The organism is Candidatus Niyogibacteria bacterium CG10_big_fil_rev_8_21_14_0_10_46_36 (assembly GCA_002772995.1).
Lineage (GTDB): Bacteria > Patescibacteriota > Minisyncoccia > 1-14-0-10-42-19 > 1-14-0-10-42-19 > 1-14-0-10-46-36.
On the sequence record PFCO01000009.1, the window covers coordinates 91,406 to 115,305 of the forward strand.

The window sequence follows — 23,900 nt, forward strand, 5'->3', positions numbered from 1 at the left end:
TTGCGCGCGATTGGCTCCGGGATAATGCGCAGCACATCGGGATTAATATTTTCCTGTTCCAAATTTACGAACGGAAATCCTAAGATATACGCCTCAAGACGAATGAGGTCGTCTTCAGACATTTTTCCCTGTTTTACGAGAACATCGCCAAGCGACATCTTTGTTTTTTCCGCTTCTTTTTCCGCCGCTTCAATGTCTTTCGAAGAAACAAGATCCGAATCGAGAAGAAATAATTTGAGGCGTTTTGATTCTATTTTCATTTTTTCTTTTTCACCGCATAGGTGTCCATGATGTTTTTGATCGCAGCGACGATCTCCTCCATGGAATAATTCACCTTGATGAGAAACCCTTTTGCGCCAAGCGTCATCATCCGCTCTACATCATGAGACCCCTCAAGGTTGGTAATGACCATTACGGGGACAGATGAAAGTTTTGGGGATTTAGAAAGGTATTCCATAACCGTAAACCCGTCCTTTTTCGGAAGAATAACATCAAGGACAATCAACTGAGGCTCTTCTTTGTCAGCAAGACGGACACCCGCTTCGCCATCCGACGCGGTAACAGTCTCAAAGCCCGCGTCTTCCAGCGCTTGAGATAATACTTTTTGAAATACCGTGTCGTCTTCAATAATAAGGATTTTATTTTTCATATAATTTATACGCTTACTAACGGTTCGCGGGAAGCATCCCCTTCGCCTAATGGACTAATAGGCAACGAAAACCAAATAGTTGTTCCTTTGCTTTCTTGCGATTGTACACGCACCTGACCGCCCGACAACTCAATAAGAGAGCGCACGAGATACAATCCTAGACCTAAACCGCTTGTGTGATACCGCAACTTGTTATGTGCGCGGAAGAATTTTCCAAACACCAAATCAAGCTCTTCTTTCGGTATGCCAACTCCCTGATCGCTAACGGTCCAGATAACAAAAGAGCCTTTTTGCTGGATAGTGATTGTTATCTCTCCCCCCTCTTCACTATATTGAATCGCATTATCCAGCAAGTGCCCAATAGCAACTTCTATTTTTTTTCTATCAGCAAACACAAGCGGGAGGTTTGATGCGGCCATAAGAGACATATTAATGTTAAGCGCTTTCGCAAAGTGCTCAAAATCATTGAGTGTTTTTTCGGTGAGCGTAGCGAGAGAGAATGGCGCGGGGGTGACAACAACCTTGTTGTCTTCAATGCGATACACCTCAATCAATTCATTCACCAAACGGATTGCTTTGGTATTCTGGTCTTGAATAGTCGCAAGACTTTCAGTGAGCTCGGGATTTGCGAGCTCTTCGCTCGTTTTCTCTAAAAGATTTAATTGCCATTTTACGGTCGATAAGGGGTTGCGCATTTCGTGCGAGACCACGCTGATAAATTCTGATTTTGCAACCGACGCCTCGGCAATCTCCTCAAACGCACGCACGAGCACCGTCCCCACAGAGAACAAAAGAGCGGTTACCACAAGCACAATAAGAGCTGCGACCTCCGGTTCAGTGTACAAGCGCGCGGTTAAGTTGGTGAAAATAATCGCAACAATAATGACAAAGCCCATAATAATAAACAAAAATTGCGGGCATTGCCATAATCCCACACGATACCTATCGCATGTTTTTCGTATATTTAATGAGTCAAAAATAGACGAAGAAGATTTATTTTCCATTATTTATAGTATACCCCGCAAACACCCTGCAGGTAAACGGAATATCTGTTAAAAAAGAAAAACCGCCGGTCTCAGGACGGTTTTTCTCAAAAAACAGGGCACTATTACTTTTTCTTCTTCTTGGGAGCTGCTTCAGCATTCGCTGCATCGTTCTTAGAACGGACAATCCTATCGATAATGCCGTATTTTCGGGCCTCTTCGGGCTCCATAAAGAAATCTCTATCAGTATCCTTCTCAATCGTAACGATAGATTGGCCAGTGTGCTTTGCAAGGATGTCATTCAGCTTCTGCTTTACACGCAAGATGTGCCTTGCTGATATCTCAATCTCTGTTGCCTGCCCCTCAGCAGCACCAAGCACCTGGTGAATCATCACTTCGGCATTCGGCAGAGAAAAGCGCTTTCCCTTTTGTCCTGCGGCAAGAAGGATAGCAGCACCCGAAGCCGCAAATCCTACGCAAATTGTTGAAACATCCGGTTTGATATGCTGCATTGTGTCGTAGATTGCAAGCGTAGAAGAAACCGAACCGCCCGGAGAATTAATATAAAGCGAAATGTCTTTTTTGGGATCCTGGGACTCCAAAAACAATAACTGCGCGATAATAGTGTTTGCAACGCCATCATTAATGGAGCCGCCAAGAAACACAATGCGTTCCTTCAATAAGCGCGAATAGATATCGTAGGCGCGTTCGCCAAACTGCGATTTTTCGACAACTGTCGGAATAAGATAATTGTATGTTTGTTTTTCCATAATATATGTATATTATATCATTTTTTATGACTCTTTTTTATCGTCAGGGCCTTCGAGCATCTGGAATATTTTTTCGTTCTTTAATACTCCATATGCATATTCGCGGAGATGCTCCATTGCATGTTCGTCGGTATTATCGTGCCCATATTGATTCTTAAGATTTTCCACAAGCGCATCGAGCTCTTTTTCGTCTATCTGGACATGCTCCTGCGCGGAAAGCATGCGCAAAATCAATCCGAACAAAACGCGCTTTCGCGCTTGGTCGTCCCATCCTTTCCGTATTTCTTCTTCAGTCTTTTTTACATGTGCAAGATAGTCATCCCATTTCATGCCCATGTTCTCAATGGATGATTTTAATTCCGCTATCATTTTGTTCTTCTCGCTTGTTATCATGATATCGGGGATATCTACTTTTATCTTTTCTGCGATCCGCTCAAGGATTGCCATCCGCTTTTCCTCTTTCTTCTTCGTTGCTTTTTCAAGCCGTATGTTCGCACGGATAGCTTCGCGAAGCTCCGCAAGGGTCTGGAAATTCCCAAAGCTTTTTGCAAACTCATCATCTATCTCTATTTCTTTTTGCTCTGTTGTTTGCGCGCCGTCTTTTGCGGGATTGTCCTGAGAAGCATGCGCCTGCTCGGTTCTCATTTTTGACTTCCGCAAATGTTCAAGCGTATCATCTATCTCTTTATCCTCAACAACAATATCGTCTTTCTGTTTCATGACCTCCGCCGCTATCGCTTTATAATCCGGAAGTTCTATTTTTGGAAGCGTTGCCGTTACCAATTTTACCCCAAGCGGATTGTTGCGTGCCATTTTGGTGATGGACGCCTGTGGCGGACCGATTGCCTCTATCTTTTCTTCTTCAAGAAATTTTTCATACCACACCTGTATCGTTTGCTCAGCGGCATCCTGCAAAAGCGTTGATTCTCCTATCTTTTCGCGGATAATATGCTCCGGAACATGCCCGGGACGAAATCCGGGAATCTGAAGTTCTTTATTATACCGCTCAAGTGTGTGCGCATATGCTTTCTCAAAATCAGCCGCAGGAATTTCCGCGGTTATTTCTATCTGGGAAGAAGAGAGTTCTTTTATCTCTGCCATACGCATTACACAAGAAACGCAAGAAGTAATAATGCAACAATGTTTACCACTTTAATCATCGGATTGATTGCGGGACCCGCTGTATCTTTGTAGGGATCGCCTACCGTGTCTCCGGTTACTGCGGCCTGATGCGCAAATGATCCCTTCCCGCCATAATTCCCTTCTTCAATATATTTTTTAGCATTGTCCCACGCCGCTCCTCCCGCAGTCATTGACAGCGCAACAAAAAGACCAGTCACAATAACGCCCATCAAGAGTCCGCCAAGCGCCTCCAGTCCGAATATAAACCCAATAGCAATAGTAACCGCTATTGGAACCAATGCAGGCAATATCATTTCTTTGAGCGCCGCACGGGTAACAATATCTACCGCACGCGCATAATCTGGCTTTTGCGTGCCCTCCATAATGCCGGGCATTTCCTTAAATTGCCTTCGCACTTCAGTGATAATGCTCTGTGCTGCCTTCCCTACCGCCTGCATAGAGAGCGCCCCAAAAAAGTACGGGAGCATTGCACCAAAAAATATGCCAACAAGTACGATGGGGTTCGATAATTCAAATGAAACACTTCCTCCGAGCTTTTCAATATCCGAGATATACGAACTAAAGAGAACGAGCGCTGCAAGCCCCGCCGACGCAATCGCATATCCTTTTGTTATCGCTTTTGTGGTGTTTCCTACCGCATCAAGCGCGTCTGTCGTGTCGCGCACTTCTTTAGACATCCCGCTCATCTCCGCAATACCGCCCGCATTATCGGTGATTGGCCCAAACGAATCAATCGCAACAATAATACCGGTAAGCGAAAGCATGGACACGGTCGCAATAGCAATGCCATACACACCGAAGAGCCACCACGCAACAAGTGTACCAAGCGCAATTGCGATTATTGGAAGAATGGTTGCCTCCATAGACATTGCAAGCCCGGTGATGATATTTGTTCCATGTCCTGATTCTGACGCTTTGGCAATTGCTTTTACCGGACGGAAGTTCTTTGATGTGTAATATTCCGTAAAGAGTACTATCAAAAATGTAACCGCAAGCCCCACAACAGCGGCGCCATATACCATTCCCGCGCTCCCGAGAAGCGGCGAAATGGAATCTCCGAGAAAAGAAACTGCTTCGTTTGATGAGCGAACGAATATTTTTGTTATCGGATAGAACGCGATAAGCGAAAGCGCACCTGCAGTAATGAGTCCCTTATACAACCCTTTCATAATGTCTGTTTTGCTGTGAGCGCGCACGGCAAAAGTTCCAACCATAGACGCAATGAGCGCAATTGCGCCAAGCACCAATGGATAAATCATTGCCGCATTGATGCCAGGGAATATCAATGAACCCAACAGCATAGCTGCAATGAGCGTTACCGCATATGTCTCAAACAAATCTGCGGCCATTCCTGCACAATCCCCGACATTGTCACCCACATTATCCGCAATAACTGCAGGATTTCGGGGATCATCTTCCGGTATACCTGCTTCTACCTTTCCTACGAGGTCAGCGCCCACGTCAGCGCCCTTCGTATAGATACCGCCTCCCAAGCGGGAGAATACCGAAATAAGAGAGCCTCCAAATCCAAGCCCTACAAGCGCTGACACATCCCCGAAAAGCATCCAAAAAAGCGCCACAACAAAAAGCGCAAGACTTACTACCAAAAATCCTGTTACTGAGCCGCCGTAAAATGCAAGCCGGAATGCTGATGAAACACCCGAACGCGCAGCCTCACTCACGCGCACATTTGAAAACACCGCGGTCATCATACCCAAGTATCCCGCCAAAGCTGAGGCAACAGCACCAATCAAAAATCCGAGAGCTGTTGTCCAGCCGAGAAAAATGAACAATATAATAGTAAGAACTATCGCAACATATCCTACATTTATATACTGGCGTTTCATGTAGGCGGATGCGCCTTCCTGAATAGCGGATGCGATACGCCGCATGTCCTCATTGCCCTCCGGCGCGCGCGCAACACGGCTCCGCATCCATAATGCAAAAAGGGTTCCTACGATGCTAATACCGATAATAAAAGAAAGTAATGTGGGTGTATCCATATACGATAAACAATTTGAATTAATTAAATTATTCTTTGGAAGATTTCTCTTCTTCTTGTTTTTCTGCGCTTTCAGCCGGAGTGTCTTTTTTCTTCGGCTGTTCTTCTGAACTCTCTTCAACTTTCGTTGCGCCTTCTTCATCAGCCTTCGCTACCGATTCGCCTTCGCGGGAACGGATATCTATCTTCCACCCGGTAAGCTTTGCTGCAAGCCGGACATTCTGCCCCGCGCGGCCAATCGCCAAAGATAGCTGGTCATCAGCAACAGTTACTGCCGCTTCTTTTTGCGTCTCTCGTATTTCCACATCAAGCACACGCGCCGGAGACAACGCATGCGCGATAAATGATTCCGATTCTTCGGACCATTCAATGATGTCTATTTTTTCTCCGCCAAGCTCGTTGATGATGGTACCGACGCGAATTCCTTTCTGTCCAACGCATGAGCCTACTGGGTCAACATTCGGATCATTTGAGAATACCGCGATTTTTGAGCGGGAACCCGCTTCGCGTGCAACTGCTTTTATTTCAACAACGCCGTTTGCGATTTCAGGCACTTCAATATCAAACAACTTAGTCAAAAAGCGCGGATGAGACCGCGAAAGATACATGTTTGTTCCGCGGGCGGTCTTTTCTACCAATAGCAAATACGCTTTTATGCGCTCACCGATACGATACCGCTCTCCACGAACCTGTTCATCAGAAGGAAGAATCGCCGTTGCGCGCCCTAAATCCAAAAACACATTCCGGTTTTCCACCCGTTGGACAATACCGGAGATGACTTCTCCTTCTTTTTCTTTGTATTCGTCATACACGGATTCCCGTTCCGCTTCTCGGATGCGCTGGATAATGACTTGCTTTGCAGTTTGTGAAGCAATGCGCCCGTATTCTTCTTTATACTCAAGCGGAAAAACAAGCTCCTCACCGGGCTTTACACCTTTTTTTATTTTCTTTGCCTCATCAAGCATAATGTGGCGCTCCGGATTAAAACGGACTTTGCGCGGGGCCTCTTCATCATCTCCCGCGGCAGGAATCTCTTCTTCTTCACGGCGATCTTCGCGGTACTCCTCTCCCTTTTCTTTTGCTTCGCGCATTTTTTCCTCACGGATGCGCGCCTCTTCCTCAAGCTCCTCTTCGCTTTTTATCATGGACTCATCCACAACTATTTTTATCTGCTCAAACCGGACATTACCTTTTTCAAAATCAAAATAAGCACGCACGATTTGGTCTTTCTTGCCGTATTCTTTCTTGTAGGCAGCGGCAAGCGCCATTTCAATGGCCTCAATAATTTTTGCGCGAGGAACTCCGCGGTCAACCTCAAGCTGTTCAAGGGCCGCTTTGAATGTTTTTAAGTCTGTTAACATATAGTATTTTTTCTAAAAAGAAAGCCCGCTGTATCATCAAGCGGACTAATAATATACCCAGTATATCAGGTTTTTTTTACATGTCAAGCATGTGAACAAAATAAACAGCCGGCCAAGCTCGGCTTTTTTGATATGTTTTCATACTTGCAAACTGCTACTCATGCTCTCTTGTTCTCGGGCAGCTACATTCCTTTTTTCAAAGACTATTTCTAAGCTTTAAGCACCAAAAAGCATTAATGTATCACTGTTTTCCGGCGAGAGCGCGGAGGGATGCTATGTGGTTTCCGTTTGGAGAAGGGAGCGCGGGATAAAGAGCACCAGCACAAAAAATATCCCCATAAGAATCGCGCCTATAAGAAACGGCGCCTGCACCGTAAAAGCATCGGCAACCGGACCGATAATAAATGAGCCGAACGCAAGCGCCAGCAAAATAAAAGAACGGTATACGCCATTCAATTCTCCCATGCGTTCATGCGGCATACAATTTGTGATTACGCCCTCAATAAGTGGGCGCAAAAGAGCGAACACGGTGCCCAACGCAAGAGACAAGGCAAAAAGCACAAACACTGAATGCGTCCACACCATGCAAAGCTCTATGCCGACCGCTGCAAGCGACCCTACTATAAAGAGCACCCGCTTATTGGTGCGGTCGGCGAGCACCGAGAACGGCACTTCAAAAAACGCGGGCATCATGAATACCGCGTATATGAGTCCGATCTCCCATAGCGACACTCCGAACGCCCGGTACACAAGCGGCAATAATATCGCAACGCCCGCTCCGACAACATTAAACAGAAATGAAAGTGCGGTCATGTGCGCGATTCCCGGAATAGAGAAAAAATCTTGGAATTCGTGGCGGAAAAGACCCTGCCGGACTATTTCCCGCACACCTTTCCACAGAGAAAATGTTCCGTCCGAATCAGGAAGGCGCAAGATTGTAATAAGCGCCATGATACTAAACGCGGGCATCATATAAAAAAGCGTATGGATTCCAAAACGCACAACTAAAAATCCTCCGATGAGCGCTCCAAACACTGAGGCTCCCGCAACTGCCATATCAAACACCCCCATGCTCTCTGACGATTGCTTCCGCGGAGAGTGGCTGCGGACATACGCTTCGGTAGACGCCCACAATCCCGTTGCGAGAAACGCATGATACAGCCGGAAAAAAACCGCGTCAGTAATAGTGCGGAGCGCCGCTATCACCGGACCTATCGGAATATAGCAGATAAGCATGAGCGTTATAATCGTCCGCTTTGAAACATTGTCGGCAAGGTCGCCGAACGGCAGCGAAAGAAAAATGGAAAAGAAATACAATAGCGAAAAAATGATACCTACGGAAGTATACGAACCCAAAAGGTCATTAAAATAGATTCCTAAAAACGGCTCAACGATACCCCAGCCGAGATAATACAAAAACATCACGAATGCTATCCACCGGATAGACCGAGGAAGAGATGAAATGTCGCGGGGTAATGTCGCAAGTGTCCGGATAATATGCATATACAGGTATTATTTAAGCAAGCGCCCGAGCAGAGAAAGACCTATCATTTCTTTCGGGACCGGAAGATCAAGTAATTCAAGAATTGTTGGCGCAATGTCAGTAATAACGCCCTCGGTATGTCCGTACATCACCCGCGTTTCAGCATCGCTCCGAGGTGCCGTTCGTTTCGTTTCGTTAGCTATCAAATAAAACGGCACCGGATTTGAGGTGTGATTGGTACGCTTTTCACCCGAAGTAGAAAATATCTTCTCTTCGGCATTTCCGTGATCAGCAGTCACGATAACTGCCCCCCCTTTTTCAAGCACCTTCGGGATAATCATCCCTAAGGAAAAATCTATCACCTCAATAGCCTTTACCGTCGCCTGGAGGTTTCCGGTATGCCCGACCATATCGCCGTTCGCAAAATTTGCAAGCACAAAATCATATGACTCTATCGCATCAAGCACCGATTCGGTAACGCCCGCAGCGGACATCTCGGGCTTTTCATCAAAACGGATGTTCTTGGGAGACGGTATGAGCTTTCTGTCTTCGCCCGGGAAGGGGCTTTCTATCCCACCATTAAAAAAATAGGTGACATGCGCGTACTTTTCGCTTTCGGCGATATGAATTTGCTTTTTTCCCGCATCAGATATGACACGCGCTAAAGGATAAGCGATTTCGAGCGGAGGGAATGCGGCATGTACCGGGAACCGTTTGTCATATTCCGTCATCGTCACAAAAAAAACATTATCAATGATATTCCGTGCAAACCGGTCAAAACCGTTCAGAGTAAACGCTTCAGTGAGTTCGCGCATACTGTCTTCGCGATAGTTCACAAAGATTACCGCGTCACCCGCCCGTATGCGCCCCGCGGGAGCATTGGCGTCGTCTTTTAAATATCCGGGTTCAATAAATTCATCAGTTTTGTCTTCAGCGTATTGCTTTTCTATATATGTATGAGGGTCATCAAACGCATTTCCTCCCCCTTCCGTAAACAGGCGATACGCCGACTCTATCCGTTCCCAGTGATCATCGCGGTCCATTGCAAAGCGTCGCCCGATAAGAGAAACGATGGCAGCAAACGGATATTCATCCCGAAGCCTCTTTTGAATCATTTCTATAAAATGAGCGCCCTCTTTTTGCGGGGCATCCCGTCCATCGGTAAACATATGAAGAGCAGTCGGAACATCGCCTCCTTTCTCCCGCACTAAATCTAAAAGTGCATACCAATGATCAGCATAGGCATGCACCGACCCGGAAGAAAAGAGTCCGAGCATGTGCACGGTTCCCGAGTGCTTGCGCGCATGAGACAACGCATTCAAAAACGCTTCGTTCTTAAAAAATGAGCCGTCCTGGATAGAAACAATAATCCGCGGGAGATGATGGTACACGACACGGCCTGAACCTATTGTTAAGTGGCCGACTTCAGAGTTTCCCGGCTCGCCAAACATAAGCCCGACGGAGATTCCCGACGCCTGTAATGTCGTAAACGGATACGATCGTTCTATCTCACGGATGGTCGGCATCTTTGCGTATTGCCAAGTGCCTTCGGTAAGCGCGGGATTAACCCCAAATCCGTCAAGAATCACGAGCACAAGAGGCTTGTACGGGATATGCATGAGAGAAAGCTGTTTCTTGTCCGTCATTGTATATTCATTGTAGCATCCCGCCCGCACCGCCGAAAAACGCATCGCAGGCGGTTTCTGGACAAAAGACTGATTTTTTGCTATGATTATCGTATTGTTTATCACATTTTGTAAAAAAACGTGTTCTTAATTCCTACGACAACATCTATTCCAAAGAAAAACCTCATGAAGAGGGTGGGGGCTTTTCGCCGTGAAACGGATGCATACGGAAAAGGAGAACCGTTTGAATCATATGATCATCACCACTACGCACCTGGTCATCATATTTGTAGCAGCAATCATCGGGGGGGTAGCAGGCTACATTACGCGGCAAATTCTCGCCCAGCAACGACGGGACTCGATTGAGCTTAAGATAAAACAGCTCATTCTTGACGCCAAAGACGAGGCGCAAAAGATAATAGACGAAGCAAAACAAAAAGCGGAGACGGCAATTGATGCCGCAAAGAAAGAGGCGCGCGAACGCGAGTCTCAGCTTCGCGAACTCGAAACGCGCGTTACCCAGAAAGAAACGAACATAGAAAAGCGGGAAAAAGACATCCAGACGCATTCCCAAACGCTTGCACAAAAAGGAGAAGAAATAGAAAAGATTAAAAAGGATCTCGCACAAGCCGAAGAAGAACGCCAAAAAGAACTCCAAAAGTTAGCGAGTCTCACCGCGGAAGAAGCAAAAGAACAGCTCTTTCGGCTGTTTGAGAAAAAATACGAAGACGATGTCCTGGCGCGAATCAAAAAGATAGAAACATTCGGCATGGAAAAGCTTGAGCAGACCGCGCGGAACATTCTTGCATCTGTTATTCAGCGCTTAGCTCCTGCAAATGTCTCCGAAATGACAACTACAACTGTGCAAATCCCGTCCGACGACCTCAAGGGAAAGATTATCGGGAAGGAAGGACGCAATATCCGCACCTTTGAGCGTGCCGCGGGAGTTGAAGTTATCGTAGATGATACGCCGGGCTCAATCGTCATCTCAAGTTTTGACCCGGTGCGCCGGCAAATCGCAAAGATGGCGCTTGAAAACTTAGTCCTCGACGGACGAATACAGCCCGCACGGATTGAGGAAACCATTGAAAAAGCAAAAGCAGAAGTAGAAAAGATGATGAAAGAAGCAGGAGAAGCCGCAGCATACGAGATTGGGGTCTTTGACCTGGACCCGCGGCTAGTTATCCTTTTAGGACGGCTGCATTTCCGCACTAGCTTCGGACAAAATGTATTGCGTCATTCCGTTGAAATGTCGCATATCGCGGGCATGCTTGCCGAAGAGCTGGGCGCCGATGTCACCATCGCAAAGAAAGGAGCGCTCTTGCATGATATCGGAAAAGCGGTTGACCACGAAATTCCAGGAACGCATGTTGAAATCGGACGGCGGATACTTCAAAAATTCGGCGTTGACGAAGCGGTCATCAAAGCGATGCAAGCACACCACGAGGAATATCCGTACGAAACAGTTGAATCTATTATCGTGCAGACTGCTGATGCCATTTCCGGCGGACGTCCTGGCGCGCGAAGAGATACGATTGAGCATTATCTCAAGCGCCTTGAAGACCTTGAGCGCATCGCAAATTCATTTGAAGGCATTGAGAAATCATACGCAATACAAGCGGGGCGCGAAATACGCATTTTCGTCTCTCCCGAACATGTAACGGATCTGCAAGCAAAAGAGCTCGCACGCAAGATTGCCGAGCGTATAGAGCAAGAACTCAAATATCCGGGCGAAATCAAAGTCCATGTCATTCGTGAGACCCGTGTCATAGATTATGCCCGATAAAGACACGCGCAGGGAAGCAAAAGCGGGCAGATGAAACAATTGAAAAAAGACATTAAAGCACAAAACGGGCTGTTTCACGGCTCGTTTTGCCGTGTGTGAACGCATTATCGCGCCACACATCCAGCGTTGTTGTCCAAAAAAAGCTATGATATTATTGAAAAAAGGTCACACACATTATTGGTAACATTGCATGTTTACGCTCTTATGAAAAAAACAGACATTGTTGACCTCGTTCACGAGAAGCTCGGTGGAACAAAAAAACAAGCAGAAGAAGCGGTGGATACCGTCTTCATGGCAATCACCGACTCTCTCAAAAAGCGTGATAAAGTTTCCATCAGCGACTTCGGGATTTTCGATGCGAAGGCACGCGCGGCACGCAAAGCCCGCAATCCTCGCACCGGCGAGATGGTTGACGTACCGGCAACAACGGTACCGAAATTCCGCGCCAGTCGAGCTCTCAAAGAAGCAGTAAAATAAACTTCGTAGGCCTAAGAAGTGCCCCCTCCTTCGCAAGAAGGAGGGGGTTTTGTTTTCTCCGTTAACAGAAAACAGCTTTGCGGCAGGCAAAATATAAAAAAACCGCCACATCAGAAGTGGCGGTGAATTTATTTTAACTTGGTAACCGATATGCCTCCCTTGCACATAGGGCAAGCGTGCGGCTTCCATGTAGTGAGCTTTTTATGTATGAGAGAAAAGAGATTCGTCACACCTAAGTCAGCAGCGGCAACTCCTCCTCTATTCCACAAAACAGAAACACGCTCAACGATACCGCCCAAAAGGCGGATGTCGGCGATAAGAGGCTTGAGCGTCGTTCCTGTCGTAAGCACATCATCAACAACAAGTACGCGCGCAGAAGGAATTATTTTCTTATACGCATCCCGGAATGTAAACGAGTCGTATTGCACAAGCACTGCCTTCATTCCCTTCTTACCCCACCCCCACATTGGATCGTATATTCTGCCTCTATCTGTTTTCCATTCGGCATACGCTCCGTATATGTTCTTTCCTGTCATGAGCGACAAGTGGCGCGAAATAAGATACTGAAGAACAATACCCCCTTTTTCAGGAGCTACAACAACATCTATGTCGTGCATGCCCGCTGCGTACACTGCGTGCGCCATATGCCAGGACACATCAGAAAGGAGGGTGTCGTAGGCATGCATATAGAGCGTATCTTTATCTATATACTCAAGCGCATGCTCTCCGCTCTTGAGTGCAAAATGCCCCGTACGAACAATTTTTTTTTGCTCAAATGCTTTGAGGAATTGCTTCTCATTCCATATCATATGCGCGTCCTGCATCACAGCACCCCTGCTATCTCATCAACAATTAACTGAAAGGCGTCTTGTGGCGTCCCTATACTCTTCGGCGGGTTCGTAATAGGACGGCCAATAACCAAAAAGTCAGCACCTCTCGTAATTGCTTCTTTCGGCGTACCGATGTTCCGCTGGTCATCCGACTGCGTATACCACGCCGGCCGAATGCCCGGCACTACTTTTATGGCGTGCCTGATATCGTCATCCTTCTCTTGCATAAACCAAGGCAGGTCCCGCACACCACACACAATGCCGTCAGCACCCGACTGCATCGCAATTTTTGTAAAGTGACGCGATGCCTCTATCCGGTGCAAGCGTATGGCATTATGAGCATCCCAGTCGTTGAGCGAAGTAAGAACGGTAACCGCGATCAGCTTTGCATTGCCCTTTTCCTTCGCTGCCTCTTGTATCGCTGCCTCTCCCGCTGCTGCATGCACCGTAAAAAATTCTATATAAGGATAACGCTGAAGAGCGCGCACCGCATTTCCTACGGTTTTTGGCGTATCGTGAAATTTGCCGTCTACAAAAACTCCCGCATTAAAGCTGCGCACAAGGCCGATTGCCTCCGGGGCGCCTATACCCATAAAGGACGAGAGCCCCACCTTAAATCGCCTCACAAACGGCGAAAGTTTCTCAAGCATGCGTACTGCCGACCCCGTGTCGGACACATCAAGCGCTACTATAATCTTTTCTGCTGCCTTTTCCCGTGCATCCATGGTACCCTCTTTTTTCAATGTCGTTTCCTACACTATATGTAAAATACCCCGCTTCTGCAACGAGCCCTGCAGAGAAAATAAAAAAGCGGCAATCTGCATGGTGCATGCTATGATTGCCGCAATTTGTTAACCGAAATGTGTGATACAGATATCAGCTCTTTGCATGTCCGGATCGCCCTTTTTTCCTTTTTTAATGTGGGGGGAGATTATCTCTATCTCTTCTACCACTCTCCCCGTTCCATCTCTCACCTTGAGAACTTCGCGATGCTTTAGAGGAAATGTGGGGGATGTCTTAAGGTCTCCGAATGTTTCCTGTAATACCCTGCGTCCCATGTTCCTGAGTCGGATATTCCTTTTTTTGCCCGCGCCGCCCTTCCGCCCTCTTTTCTTAAACAGTCTATTGCCTCTGCATTTCGCCACTGGCCAAAGCCTCCTCTTTATATAGTTTTTAATCTTCTATTTTTAAAACACTACTACGGTACCGTCTTAAAAATAGAAGGAGAGCCATTCCTCCTTTAACACTGGCTCCCCTTTAGTTTTTCGGAATCCCGTTACAAATTTCATGAAAATCTGTTCGATTGAGCAAGATATATCCTGCCGCAGTTTTCATGAGATTGTAATCTATGAAATTCGTAACGGGATGGATTCTGAGGAACATCCTTCTCCCCAAAGGACTTCCTCGCGTTCTATTCCATTGAGAGTACGGGAGGTAGGTAATAACTACCACTTCTTGTGACGGTCCACCCCGTCACCGATGATAGAAATCCTCTCAATAGTTATGAAGGAGGTGCTTTTTTCTTTGGTGATAATAGCAACAATGTACCGAACAGTAAAGGGGGTTCTTCCTAGAAGAAAATTAAATATATTTTAAAATAATGAATACTGCTTCTGGAATGTTCCCCCCTTTGCTGTCCGGTACGCACTATCTTCATCATCTGCGGTGCATTATATCATATAAAAAAGTAAAAGTCAAGTCTCTTTGCAAAAGCAGGGAAATGGCTTTGTTAAGCCAAAATAAACGGCTCACACGGAGTGTGAGCCGTTTATCGGACTAGATTTATAAAGCCCCGGATTATTGCACAAATACCCTTGTGAAGATAAATATATGACTTGCGTAAAAGAGCCCCGCCATAAATATTAGGAGCGTAAAACCGTATATGATATGGCGCACATGGTGTTTTTTTACCTCATGCGCAAAATATGAAGAAAGCGCCAAAAGAATAAGCATGGCAAGTATTCCATACATTGCATAAAGCAGCCGCCGCGGAGCTGAGGCAAGCGTATCAAACAGATTTGCGTACGAAATATCGTTTTCTACATCCGGCACAAAGTTTGATTCGGGTAGCGCATATCCATTCACATCGATTGCAATAAAAGAATCTTCGGTTTCTGGAAGCTCCTCGCTCTGTAACGCAACCGCATCACCAAGCACTACCACCTCTTCGTCCGCAAGCGTTTTGGTTTCTTGTTTCGGCAAAGCGCTCTTTGTCTCTGCTATGCCTTGGGCAATATCTGGGGACAGGGGCGAGCCGAAAAGCTGCACCACAAATGTGGTTTGGCGCCCCTTATAGTACCCCTGCGCCATACCAATGCCTATTTCAGAGAAATGTTCACTCAAAATATTCTTTCGGTGCGACGGAGAATTCATCCACGCCTGCTCAACATCAATAGAGTCAGAAAAGTTAACCGCTAGGTTCTCTCCGGCATACAAAAAGTCATATCCGGCTTCCCTAAACCAATACCACGGCGTTATGCCTTCGGGCGAAGTGTGCGCGAAATAACTTTTTTGCGCCATATCCCGCGCCTTGAGCTCTGCCGCATATGACAACATGGGATTTACCGTAAGCGGAGAGCGCGCGCTCTCTGCGCGGTCTCCATTTGTAAGATCCACCAGAACAGATGAGATGACCGCGGCGAAATTCGTACTGGGAACAAGCGCGTGCTGCACCAGAGAAGCAAGAAAAAGAACACCCACAAAAAGAGCAATGGTTGCCACTGCCCTCCCGCGAAGGATGTGCGGTTTGCCGTCATTATCCTTATGCGCTATGAGATATTTTTTTGCTAACTTCTTCATATATATTTATTATATCATCCCCTTTCACTAAAATATCCCGCAGAAGCGGGATATTTTAGTTACCTATTTCCTTTACGGAAGGGCTGGGAATGGTTCCGAGTCCGGACAGACAAGATTATTTATCTTCCACTTTGTCGTTTTATATACATATCCCGTTGGAGTGTTTGTATCAGGATGGCCGAATGGAATCCATGGAGCAAGAACGTCGTCTCCGTATTTCAGCTGGAATTGATTTACAGCCTCTAATGTAAGCGCGCCATAGAATCCGGTGATGGGGAGATTAAGCCCTAAATGACTGTTCAAAAACTCTTGGAGTTTACTGACATCGTCAGCGTCATTTGCCGCCCCCGATTTAATATATGAGCGAATAAGCGCTTCACATGTTTCTCCCAATACTTCGCCTTCGGGGCCGGTACTCGCACCGAGCACTTCACCCGTCGGAACGGGGGGAGGATTTAAATTGCCGCCAGAGGTGCCTTGCTGGAAATTGTCCGTTCCACCGCCGCCGGTTCCACCGCCGCCGCCGTTATTGTCATCATTGTTGTCTTCTTCCTCCTCTTCGGGGAATTCACAACTTCCGTCATCTTCGGTAGCTTCGGAGTCAAAGTTGCTGGCATTGGAATCGGTACAACCAAGGATCTCTTCTTGCTGTTCTTCTTCCTCCTCCTCTTGGGCAATATCGTCGTTAACCATGTAACAAACATATTCTCCGCCCCACGCAAGAGTAATGAGCCCCTCTCCGTCACAATCACCGTCAACAAATGAGAGCTCGTATCCTTCCGGTCCCGATTCGGTAATTGAGTATTCGCCCGGCTCAAATTCATTTGTTTCCTCGCTTTCTACCTCTGTTTCGCCGACAAACAAATCAAAATCTTCAACATCTGCTTCTCCATCGTTATCATTTATAACTTCTTTGATAACCGTCAGTGTTGGGAACGGCAAAAGGTAGTTAACGACAAGCAATGTGCGGTCGGGGTTTCCTTCGGTCAATACGATATGGCCATCAGCATTTTTCTCCCTTCCTTCATCGTTGCCCTCGTCTCCATCAAATAAGCTTGCGTCATACGGATACGCGTCTTCAGGATCAATCACAACCTCAGAGAAAAGGTCATGATTTTCAAATTCGTCCCATCCATCGCCATCAATTGATTCTTCGGAGTAATAATACCCACCGAGTTCCAATTCCTCGTATGTGACACATTCAGCGTCATCTCCCTCGTCAAAAAGAGACGCATTGAGTGACAATGGAGTTTCAAACACAGCATCATCCAATACCGTCACCGCGGGACCCTGTGATGTCTCCGGATCAGGATTAAACCATGACACGGTAAATGTAGAACCCGGGTTCTCCGAACCGTCAGTTATTTCGCCGTCAGTATCGACGATTACCTTACAAACAGTAATTGAGCCAAGCACCGGAAGTGCGGTGCCAGTGACCAAAACATCATCTATCTTTATTTGTTCTAGATCGTCGGTTGTAGCGCCCACAAACATAATCTGAACGGTTGTATCGCTCGCATCCTCCCCGAGCCCGATCTCAAAAAAATCCCAGCCACACTCACCGCATCCCGCGTCTTCAGAAAACAGAGAAGTAAAATCGCCGTCTTCGCCCACGCGCCACAACACATCCAATGTATCATCCTCTCCTTCCTCAAACGCTTCTTCCGTGCCGCGCCAATAGAAAGACAGCGTAATATTCTCATATCCGCTCGTATCAATAGTTTGAGTAATTGACGCCCCCATGCGCAAACCGGCGTTACCGGTTGTAGGAGATCCGCCGCGCGCATCATCGGTAGTAACTTGCGCGTAATCAAAAGATGACTCGTCCTCATCCCATCCAGAAACGGTGCCAGACGGACTCGAACCGAACGAATCGCTAAAAATAGTAGTGTCGGCATATACAAATGCCGGTGCGGTATAACCGACGGGCATTAATGCAAACGCCAAGATAGTCAAAAGTGAGACAACCTTTTTTGATGCTTCTTTTACGAAATGTAAACTAAAAATCATATTATAAATAAATATTAATAATTATATATGGCTTAAAAATATCATATATAAGGCCTTTATATGGTGTGAATAGCAGCTTCCGTGCAAGCATATCAGACCTTTGATTTTTTGTCAACCCCATTCACACTGGAGGACAATTAGGCAGTCATGAAGAAAAAATAAAGCGACGCGCATTGGCACGCCGCTTATTTTTAGCGCACTCTGCTTCCTATATCGGAAAGAAGGCGCAATTTTTCTCTCTCCCTCTCTTCGTTGAGAGCAACGCGGATATATTGGCACAAAGGACTTATTCCTTTCTTTTTTCCCTGAAAAGCGCGGGCAATCTTATCACGAATTATCTTTCCTGATTTTTTTTCCGCAATTATCTCGCCTACCTTGTGAGACCCAACGCATATGTCAACGCCGCATTCACCTTCCGCATCCCACGGAAAAATCCTTATTTTTTTCTCTATAACCAAGTTAGCTATAGCCGGGCTCATGACCGCCTCCGTTGATTGTCTATGTACATTTACCTTCAATAATTAAATAACATACTTTTATTTAAAAGTCAATACATTATCGCACACCACACGCAATCAATCTCTCCGGAAAAAAGAAAGTATATTTTTCAAAAAACTAAGAAAGCGGAACCAAAAGTCCTTTTCATGCTGAGAGAGGGTAATAAATATTTCTTTTGAGGGAACTTCAAGCGATATCGTACGGCTATCATACCCTTCCCGCGTAACGGTAATGGCAATGCTCCTCCCACGATACGGAAACGCGAAAAAACCGTTTTTTTTACTCACAACACTACCGTATGGGTGCGCGACAAGCGCTCCTTCAACCGGCCTATCAAGCGTATCTTTTACATAGCCGGATATTGTTTCCGGTATAAAATATTCGCGCATCACCTCAACCGACGCCTTTGGCGCGCCATCTTCACGCCAAAGGGCGGTAGACCCGCCATATCCCGTCCAGTAATTCACCCCAACAACTTCGGGCATCGCTATGAGTTCCTTAAACGCGTTTTGTATCCATTGCGCCTGCTCCCACTCCTGCATCACACCATGAACATCCGGCACCGGCACTCCAAACTCACTTAACACCACCCGTCCACCGCTTTGGCGTGCAATCGCTTTAACATCCGCCACAAGGCGCGCCGGAGAAGAAACATAGTGATCTATAGCAACAATGCCTCCAAGCACTTCAGTCGTTGGTTCGTCCATGATAAGGCGCGCAATATCTCCGTTCATAGAAAGATAATTGGATGTTACGCGTTTTCCTATGCGCTCAAATGAATCTTGCGTCGTTTTATATTCATCCATCAAAAATTTTCTGTGCCCCTGCGCATCTCCCGTATTGCGGGGATCACCCGGTCCGCCGTTTTCACATTCCGGGCAGGCGGTAAAAATATCTCCATCCTGAAAGAGACTTTTATTGTCCAATATAAATTTTTTTGTTTTTTGTATGTGCTCTTCTCGCGAAATAGCGGGATATTCAAACCATCCTTCCCATCCGGACCAATTACCGCGGAACCACACCGATAAGCCATGCTGCCGGGCAGCATTCACCCACATACGAAGAACAGGAATAAACTCTTTATCGTATGGAGTGCCTATAGCAACATGGGTAGCGCCAATACCCGCTATCTCCCGCACCTGCTGGTCTATGATTTGCAAAAAAGAAGCGTCGTAGAGCATCTGCCGGGCAAGATCGCGTGAATATTTTACCGTATCAACTGACTGTACGCTCCAAAAAAAAGCGTCGGAAGCATTCTCAACATACGCGAATCCCGCGTACGGAACCGCTAACAATATCGCTATTCCTATAAAAAATGGGGCTTTCATTTTATTTTTGTTTTCCAAGCGTAGGCGTCGTATTCAGCTCGGGAAGATATTCCGGGCGTAATTCGTATACATCGGCAAATGGGAACGACTGGACTTTGTCATATGCCCCAAATCCCGGCACGCGGCTTACCAGCCGCCAAGTAAGGTCTTCTTCGGAATATGTACGCATAACTATCCAACGCGCCCACCGGTCCGGCGACTCAGTAGCGCTTTCCCAATACACGCCCGTCCCCTCATGAATGAATTTTTTCATAGGAAGGCCTGACGAAAAGATAATCGCATCGTGAGAAGCGGCGGCGACCAGAATAAATCCTTCTTTATCCGCGGCGTTCTCGGCAAGCCATGCACTCACCTCGGTTACATTTTTCTGGCTTGAGCCGACTCGCGCGTCGTCAATGGTTACAGCATCCCCACTTGAAAATTGGAAGAATGCCACAAACACCAAAAGCCCGATGATAATAAACCGCGCTGGCGCCGCCCGAGAAACAAGATAACCGATAAAAATGGCGAATGACGGCATAAGCATCACACCGTAGCGCACATTAAAAAGCGAATCACCAGTGAGGCCCTGCACATAGAGCACGGAGTGCCCCAAATAAAGCGCGAGTATATTGAAAAAGAGCGGCGCCAACAAAACAAACGTTGAAATACGCGTCGGAAAACGGAGGTTCTTTGAGAACCAAAGAACAACCGCCCCCAAAAAGCCCATAAGAACCGTAAGAGCCCCTGAATTATACGCAAGCGCGTAAAAATATACCTTGGCAGAAAACCAAACATTACCCTTCGTAGCAAGCAAGCCCGCCGCATCAATTTGGTCTTGCTGTGCTTTTGCCGAATACGGACCGAAAATAAAATAGAGCGCGTCCTTAAAGATAAGCTGGTTCCATAAAAGCCATAAGAGAATCCCGAACCCCCCAAGCGTAAAAAATATAACAGCAGTCCCCTCAGCAGGACGAAACCCCTTTTCAAACAGGACATAGAACACCACTAAGGCACCCGCAAATCCGAGCAAAAACCACCCGTCATAGCGAACAAGCGTAGAAAGCATTATCCATGCCGCCCCCTGGATGAGATACATAATGTTGTCGTCCTGGAACCACCGCATAATAAAATACGCCGCGGTCGTCATCGTAAACAGCAACAAAAGCTCCGTCATCGCGGTTGACTGAAGATAAAGCACATTCAAGTTTGCCGCAAACACGGCAACACCGACAAACCGCCCCAATAGTCCCACTCGAAGACGCCGCAAGAATAAGTAGATTACAACACCCGTTCCCACAAACCCAAACATGCTCCACAAGGCACCCGCAAGTCCCGAATGCCACATAAAATCATTCCAAATCAACGGCGCCATTAACAAGTGCGTAAGCGGAAGCCACACGCTTCCCAATTGCGCGAGTCCCGGCTTTAATCCCTCAACCACGCGCCGACCGATATCCAAGTGCGAGCGCGCGTCGTTATAGGCAAGCCCCAATCCGTTCTGGTAGTACGCCCAGAAACTGATGATTGAAACAACGCTCAAAACAAAAACAACCAAAAACACACCGTGCTCTTCAAAAAACGCATGGATACGGGATGACATATTTTTTGTTATGGGTATATTAATGCTCGTCATATATTTCTACTCGCTTAACAAACAAAAGATACAACATACTCAACAGCATCACCGCGATCAAAATTCCGACAAGGACCCGATGATATGTAGCAGCGCTCATATATCGCTTTGCCACCGTCTGAAAAACAAACGATTTTGATTTATTGTCCTTCAGAGCATCAAAATTTTTCTGATGCGTATATTTAATTTCAGTACCGAATACCTCTTCAAGAGCCAAGACCTCCACCTGCGGGGGATTGAGGTTTGTTGTTATGGCGCCCGACACATTCACCCACACCGAATACGAAAAAAGCGCGAGAAACAAAATCACGAATATGTAATTTTTGCGAAAGCGCGTAAGCGCGACTGCCACCCCAATGCCAAGTATCGCGTATATCGGTATGAGATAGCGCGAACCAAATGCCCACCCGCCCCATGGATCACCCCACAACGAATACAATATAAAAGTAAGACCGCATATACCCACGAGCACGCGCGCAATACTTTTTTGACGACGATACAAAATAAAAAGCCCAACAATGCCCAGAAAAAGAACGGGGGCAAAATTAATCATTCCCCTATCGGGGCTTATAAGATGGATGTAAAATCCATTCAATAAATTGCGCGTTTTGAAAAAACCGACTACTGACTTTTCATCTTTCTTGCCCGAAATTTCTGCGTCACTAAGCCCCTGCGCTTTTGTAATATCAGATTCTGTCGGATACCCAAATTCATCAATTGCTACAACACGCTCAAATGTTCCCGGAAGGCTAAATGCGGCACCATATGAAGCATTATTGAACCACGCAAAAAATATAAGGGGGAGTATAACCCCCGCAAGGGCGAGCGCACCCACAAAACGAATAGTGATGTATGATGAAGTTTGTTTATGCGCGATATAAATAAACTGCCCCGCGGTATACAAAAGAATCGGGAGCATGAGTATTGCGTTTGGGTTGTCAACCACAAAACCCACTCCGTATAAAAATAATACCGCCATCGCGGGCAACACCCCTTTCCACCGCATTGCAATATACAGGGACGCAAGAATCAAAAAGAGAGAAACATGGTGCTGATACAATGCTACAGCGTAGGCAAATGCGGGGGACGCAAACAAAAACGCGAGCGCGCCCATATGAGAAGCAATTGGGTGGGCGCCGAGCCGAATTGCTATCGCGCGAAGCAGAAGCGCGTTAAGAAAAGCGAAGAGCATAATTACCGCGTATGTTCCCGCCTGGCTCGCGCCAAAAAACTTTCCGACTATGTATCCCGGGATAACAAGAAACGAGACACCTGGAGCAAAAAGCGAAACATAATCTCCCGAAGACGACATACCCAGGTCAGGAACTGCAAAGCGCGCAGCATCCAGAGAAAAAATGGTGCTTTGTTCTTCTATAAATGAATATGTGAGCACAAAACGAGCTCTGTCAGAAGACGTTTCAAACGGACCATCCTCAATCCACGTTTTCCAATTCATTTCTCCAATATTTACATTCCCCGGCAAACCGCGCACGCCCAACACAAGCACTACGAACATAATGCACACTGTTGCTATTGTTATTGTTGTTCCAAAAAATGACTTCATACACTTACTTCTTATTATAATGAATGCGCTTGGTAGACCACGCCATATTCCATCGCGCCGTAAGATGTTTTTCTACGAATAATGCTTTTATCTTACAATATTGATTCACAACAAAAATATAACCCGCAAGAATGGGGTGACGTAAGCATACCTTGATCATTCGCGGAAGAATAACTCGCCGGGGAATGTGGTACTCATACGATACAAGCGCCTCAGAGAAATGACGCTTCATACGCGCCGGGGCAGACGCGAAGCGCGTATTTTGGCGAATCTGGTCTTTCATATCCATCGGCGAACGGTAGTAGACAACAGCTGACCGTACATACCGGTATGCGTATCCTTTCGTAAGACAGCAAAAATACGTATACATATCATTGGCAATCATATCCTCGGGAACTGTTATTTTTTTTATCAATTCCTTTTTATACGCAAGAATGCGCCCATCAACGGAAAGCACATTATTCCCCCCACGAAGAGTTTTGCGAAGCGGTATGTATGCTTCCGCTGTCAGATTAACCGCCTTTTCGGTAAATGTATTCGCTTGTACCGGCGTGGGGTGTCCACCACACATGCCAACGCCTTTTTCAAATATAAGCGGCGCGATAATGTCACGAATTACATACGGATGCGCGAACACAACATCCGCATCTGACTGCACCAATATATCACTTGTAACCACCGCATATAGTTCATTCAAGCGTGATGACTTGCCTATACGCTCAGAATGCTCCCATACTTCTACCCGCGCATCAGGAAGCGCGCGGGCATATGCAACCGTGTTATCCGTAGAGCCGTCGGAGATAATGATAACACGTTCAAGCACAAACCCCATTTCGCGCTGAATGAATACCGACTCAAGAAAAGCAGTGATGTTTTTTTTCTCATTGAGCGCGCTTACCGCAACCGTTACTGTGGGTAGTGTGTTTTCTTGGCGCATCACATGTCGGTATTTTGTTGTTGGATGTGTCGTTATCATA

20 protein-coding genes and 1 pseudogene (1 of these 21 cut by a window edge) are annotated in these 23,900 nt (G+C 46.5%); 2 read left to right on the forward strand and 19 right to left on the reverse strand.

Annotated features, from left to right (window positions below; all coding sequences use genetic code 11):
• The 9 genes and pseudogenes from COU47_04230 to COU47_04270 form a co-directional block, all read right to left on the reverse strand.
• A pseudogene (locus tag COU47_04230) lies at nt 1-260 on the reverse strand (hypothetical protein) (it extends 1,453 nt beyond the left edge of the window).
• Complete coding sequence (locus COU47_04235) at nt 257-649, reverse strand: response regulator (protein PIR69273.1); 393 nt, start codon at nt 647-649, stop codon at nt 257-259. The pseudogene COU47_04230 and the gene COU47_04235 overlap by 4 nt, the downstream one beginning before the upstream one ends.
• Before the next feature lie 5 nt (nt 650-654).
• Entirely contained in the window at nt 655-1,653 is a 999-nt protein-coding gene (locus tag COU47_04240; protein PIR69274.1) for a hypothetical protein, read from the reverse strand.
• A gap of 104 nt (nt 1,654-1,757) precedes the next feature.
• Complete coding sequence (clpP, locus tag COU47_04245; GenBank protein PIR69275.1) at nt 1,758-2,402, reverse strand: ATP-dependent Clp endopeptidase, proteolytic subunit ClpP; 645 nt, start codon at nt 2,400-2,402, stop codon at nt 1,758-1,760.
• Nucleotides 2,403-2,426: 24 nt separating this feature from the next.
• Entirely contained in the window at nt 2,427-3,509 is a 1,083-nt protein-coding gene (locus COU47_04250; GenBank protein PIR69276.1) for a hypothetical protein, read from the reverse strand.
• Entirely contained in the window at nt 3,509-5,548 is a 2,040-nt protein-coding gene (gene hppA / locus COU47_04255; protein ID PIR69277.1) for a sodium-translocating pyrophosphatase, read from the reverse strand. The genes COU47_04250 and hppA overlap by 1 nt, the downstream gene beginning before the upstream one ends.
• Nucleotides 5,549-5,576: 28 nt before the next feature.
• Nucleotides 5,577-6,908, reverse strand: coding sequence for a transcription termination/antitermination protein NusA (nusA, locus tag COU47_04260; GenBank protein PIR69278.1), 1,332 nt, complete (start codon nt 6,906-6,908; stop codon nt 5,577-5,579).
• A 273-nt stretch (nt 6,909-7,181) separates the two neighbouring features.
• The gene (locus COU47_04265; protein PIR69279.1) at nt 7,182-8,411 is read right to left on the reverse strand and encodes a hypothetical protein; all 1,230 of its coding nucleotides are present in this window, start codon (nt 8,409-8,411) and stop codon (nt 7,182-7,184) included.
• A gap of 9 nt (nt 8,412-8,420) precedes the next feature.
• Complete coding sequence (locus COU47_04270) at nt 8,421-10,142, reverse strand: 2,3-bisphosphoglycerate-independent phosphoglycerate mutase (protein PIR69280.1); 1,722 nt, start codon at nt 10,140-10,142, stop codon at nt 8,421-8,423.
• 127 nt (nt 10,143-10,269) lie between these two features.
• On the opposite strand from COU47_04270, the gene rny reads away from it, so the two are divergent.
• Both rny and COU47_04280 read left to right on the forward strand, forming a co-directional pair.
• Nucleotides 10,270-11,802 carry a ribonuclease Y gene (gene rny, locus COU47_04275; protein ID PIR69321.1) on the forward strand — a complete coding sequence of 511 codons (1,533 nt, stop codon included), beginning with the start codon at nt 10,270-10,272 and terminating at the stop codon, nt 11,800-11,802.
• Nucleotides 11,803-12,006: 204 nt separating this feature from the next.
• Entirely contained in the window at nt 12,007-12,279 is a 273-nt protein-coding gene (locus tag COU47_04280; protein ID PIR69322.1) for a DNA-binding protein, read from the forward strand.
• A 128-nt stretch (nt 12,280-12,407) separates the two neighbouring features.
• Here the strand turns inward: COU47_04280 and COU47_04285 are convergent, their stop codons facing one another.
• The 10 genes from COU47_04285 to COU47_04330 all read right to left on the reverse strand — a co-directional run bounded on the left by COU47_04285 (nt 12,408) and on the right by COU47_04330 (nt 23,899).
• Nucleotides 12,408-13,103, reverse strand: coding sequence for a hypothetical protein (locus tag COU47_04285; protein ID PIR69281.1), 696 nt, complete (start codon nt 13,101-13,103; stop codon nt 12,408-12,410).
• A complete protein-coding gene (pyrF, locus tag COU47_04290; GenBank protein PIR69282.1) occupies nt 13,103-13,834 on the reverse strand; it encodes an orotidine-5'-phosphate decarboxylase in 732 nt (243 codons plus the stop codon). The genes COU47_04285 and pyrF overlap by 1 nt, the downstream gene beginning before the upstream one ends.
• A gap of 126 nt (nt 13,835-13,960) precedes the next feature.
• Entirely contained in the window at nt 13,961-14,254 is a 294-nt protein-coding gene (locus COU47_04295; GenBank protein PIR69283.1) for a hypothetical protein, read from the reverse strand.
• 652 nt (nt 14,255-14,906) lie between these two features.
• On the reverse strand, nt 14,907-15,908 hold the full coding sequence (locus tag COU47_04300) for a hypothetical protein (GenBank protein ID PIR69284.1): 1,002 nt from the start codon (nt 15,906-15,908) through the stop codon (nt 14,907-14,909).
• A 72-nt stretch (nt 15,909-15,980) separates the two neighbouring features.
• A complete protein-coding gene (locus tag COU47_04305; GenBank protein PIR69285.1) occupies nt 15,981-17,918 on the reverse strand; it encodes a hypothetical protein in 1,938 nt (645 codons plus the stop codon).
• Nucleotides 17,919-18,109: 191 nt separating this feature from the next.
• A complete protein-coding gene (locus COU47_04310; protein PIR69286.1) occupies nt 18,110-18,397 on the reverse strand; it encodes a hypothetical protein in 288 nt (95 codons plus the stop codon).
• Between the two features lie 96 nt (nt 18,398-18,493).
• A complete protein-coding gene (locus COU47_04315) occupies nt 18,494-19,762 on the reverse strand; it encodes a hypothetical protein (protein ID PIR69287.1) in 1,269 nt (422 codons plus the stop codon).
• Nucleotides 19,746-21,359: a hypothetical protein gene (locus COU47_04320; protein PIR69288.1), complete on the reverse strand. Its 1,614-nt coding sequence runs from the start codon at nt 21,357-21,359 to the stop codon at nt 19,746-19,748. The genes COU47_04315 and COU47_04320 overlap by 17 nt, the downstream gene beginning before the upstream one ends.
• A complete protein-coding gene (locus tag COU47_04325) occupies nt 21,346-22,923 on the reverse strand; it encodes a hypothetical protein (protein PIR69289.1) in 1,578 nt (525 codons plus the stop codon). The genes COU47_04320 and COU47_04325 overlap by 14 nt, the downstream gene beginning before the upstream one ends.
• A gap of 4 nt (nt 22,924-22,927) precedes the next feature.
• Nucleotides 22,928-23,899, reverse strand: coding sequence for a hypothetical protein (locus COU47_04330; GenBank protein ID PIR69290.1), 972 nt, complete (start codon nt 23,897-23,899; stop codon nt 22,928-22,930).
• Between the last annotated feature and the right edge of the window lies 1 nt (nt 23,900).

Excerpts from the sequence above, each read along its gene's own strand:
- pyrF (PIR69282.1), bottom strand. The coding sequence starts at position 13,834 with ATGGATGCACGGGAAAAGGCAGCAGAAAAGATTATAGTAGCGCTTGAT.
- COU47_04330 (PIR69290.1), bottom strand. The coding sequence starts at position 23,899 with ATGATAACGACACATCCAACAACAAAATACCGACATGTGATGCGCCAA.
- COU47_04300 (PIR69284.1), bottom strand. The coding sequence starts at position 15,908 with ATGAAGAAGTTAGCAAAAAAATATCTCATAGCGCATAAGGATAATGAC.
- clpP (PIR69275.1), bottom strand. The coding sequence starts at position 2,402 with ATGGAAAAACAAACATACAATTATCTTATTCCGACAGTTGTCGAAAAA.
- nusA (PIR69278.1), bottom strand. The coding sequence starts at position 6,908 with ATGTTAACAGACTTAAAAACATTCAAAGCGGCCCTTGAACAGCTTGAG.
- COU47_04310 (PIR69286.1), bottom strand. The coding sequence starts at position 18,397 with ATGAGCCCGGCTATAGCTAACTTGGTTATAGAGAAAAAAATAAGGATT.
- COU47_04305 (PIR69285.1), bottom strand. The coding sequence starts at position 17,918 with ATGATTTTTAGTTTACATTTCGTAAAAGAAGCATCAAAAAAGGTTGTC.
- COU47_04240 (PIR69274.1), bottom strand. The coding sequence starts at position 1,653 with ATGGAAAATAAATCTTCTTCGTCTATTTTTGACTCATTAAATATACGA.
- COU47_04265 (PIR69279.1), bottom strand. The coding sequence starts at position 8,411 with ATGCATATTATCCGGACACTTGCGACATTACCCCGCGACATTTCATCT.
- COU47_04325 (PIR69289.1), bottom strand. The coding sequence starts at position 22,923 with ATGAAGTCATTTTTTGGAACAACAATAACAATAGCAACAGTGTGCATT.
- COU47_04285 (PIR69281.1), bottom strand. The coding sequence starts at position 13,103 with ATGCAGGACGCGCATATGATATGGAATGAGAAGCAATTCCTCAAAGCA.
- hppA (PIR69277.1), bottom strand. The coding sequence starts at position 5,548 with ATGGATACACCCACATTACTTTCTTTTATTATCGGTATTAGCATCGTA.
- COU47_04250 (PIR69276.1), bottom strand. The coding sequence starts at position 3,509 with ATGCGTATGGCAGAGATAAAAGAACTCTCTTCTTCCCAGATAGAAATA.
- COU47_04280 (PIR69322.1), top strand. The coding sequence starts at position 12,007 with ATGAAAAAAACAGACATTGTTGACCTCGTTCACGAGAAGCTCGGTGGA.
- COU47_04320 (PIR69288.1), bottom strand. The coding sequence starts at position 21,359 with ATGACGAGCATTAATATACCCATAACAAAAAATATGTCATCCCGTATC.
- rny (PIR69321.1), top strand. The coding sequence starts at position 10,270 with ATGATCATCACCACTACGCACCTGGTCATCATATTTGTAGCAGCAATC.
- COU47_04235 (PIR69273.1), bottom strand. The coding sequence starts at position 649 with ATGAAAAATAAAATCCTTATTATTGAAGACGACACGGTATTTCAAAAA.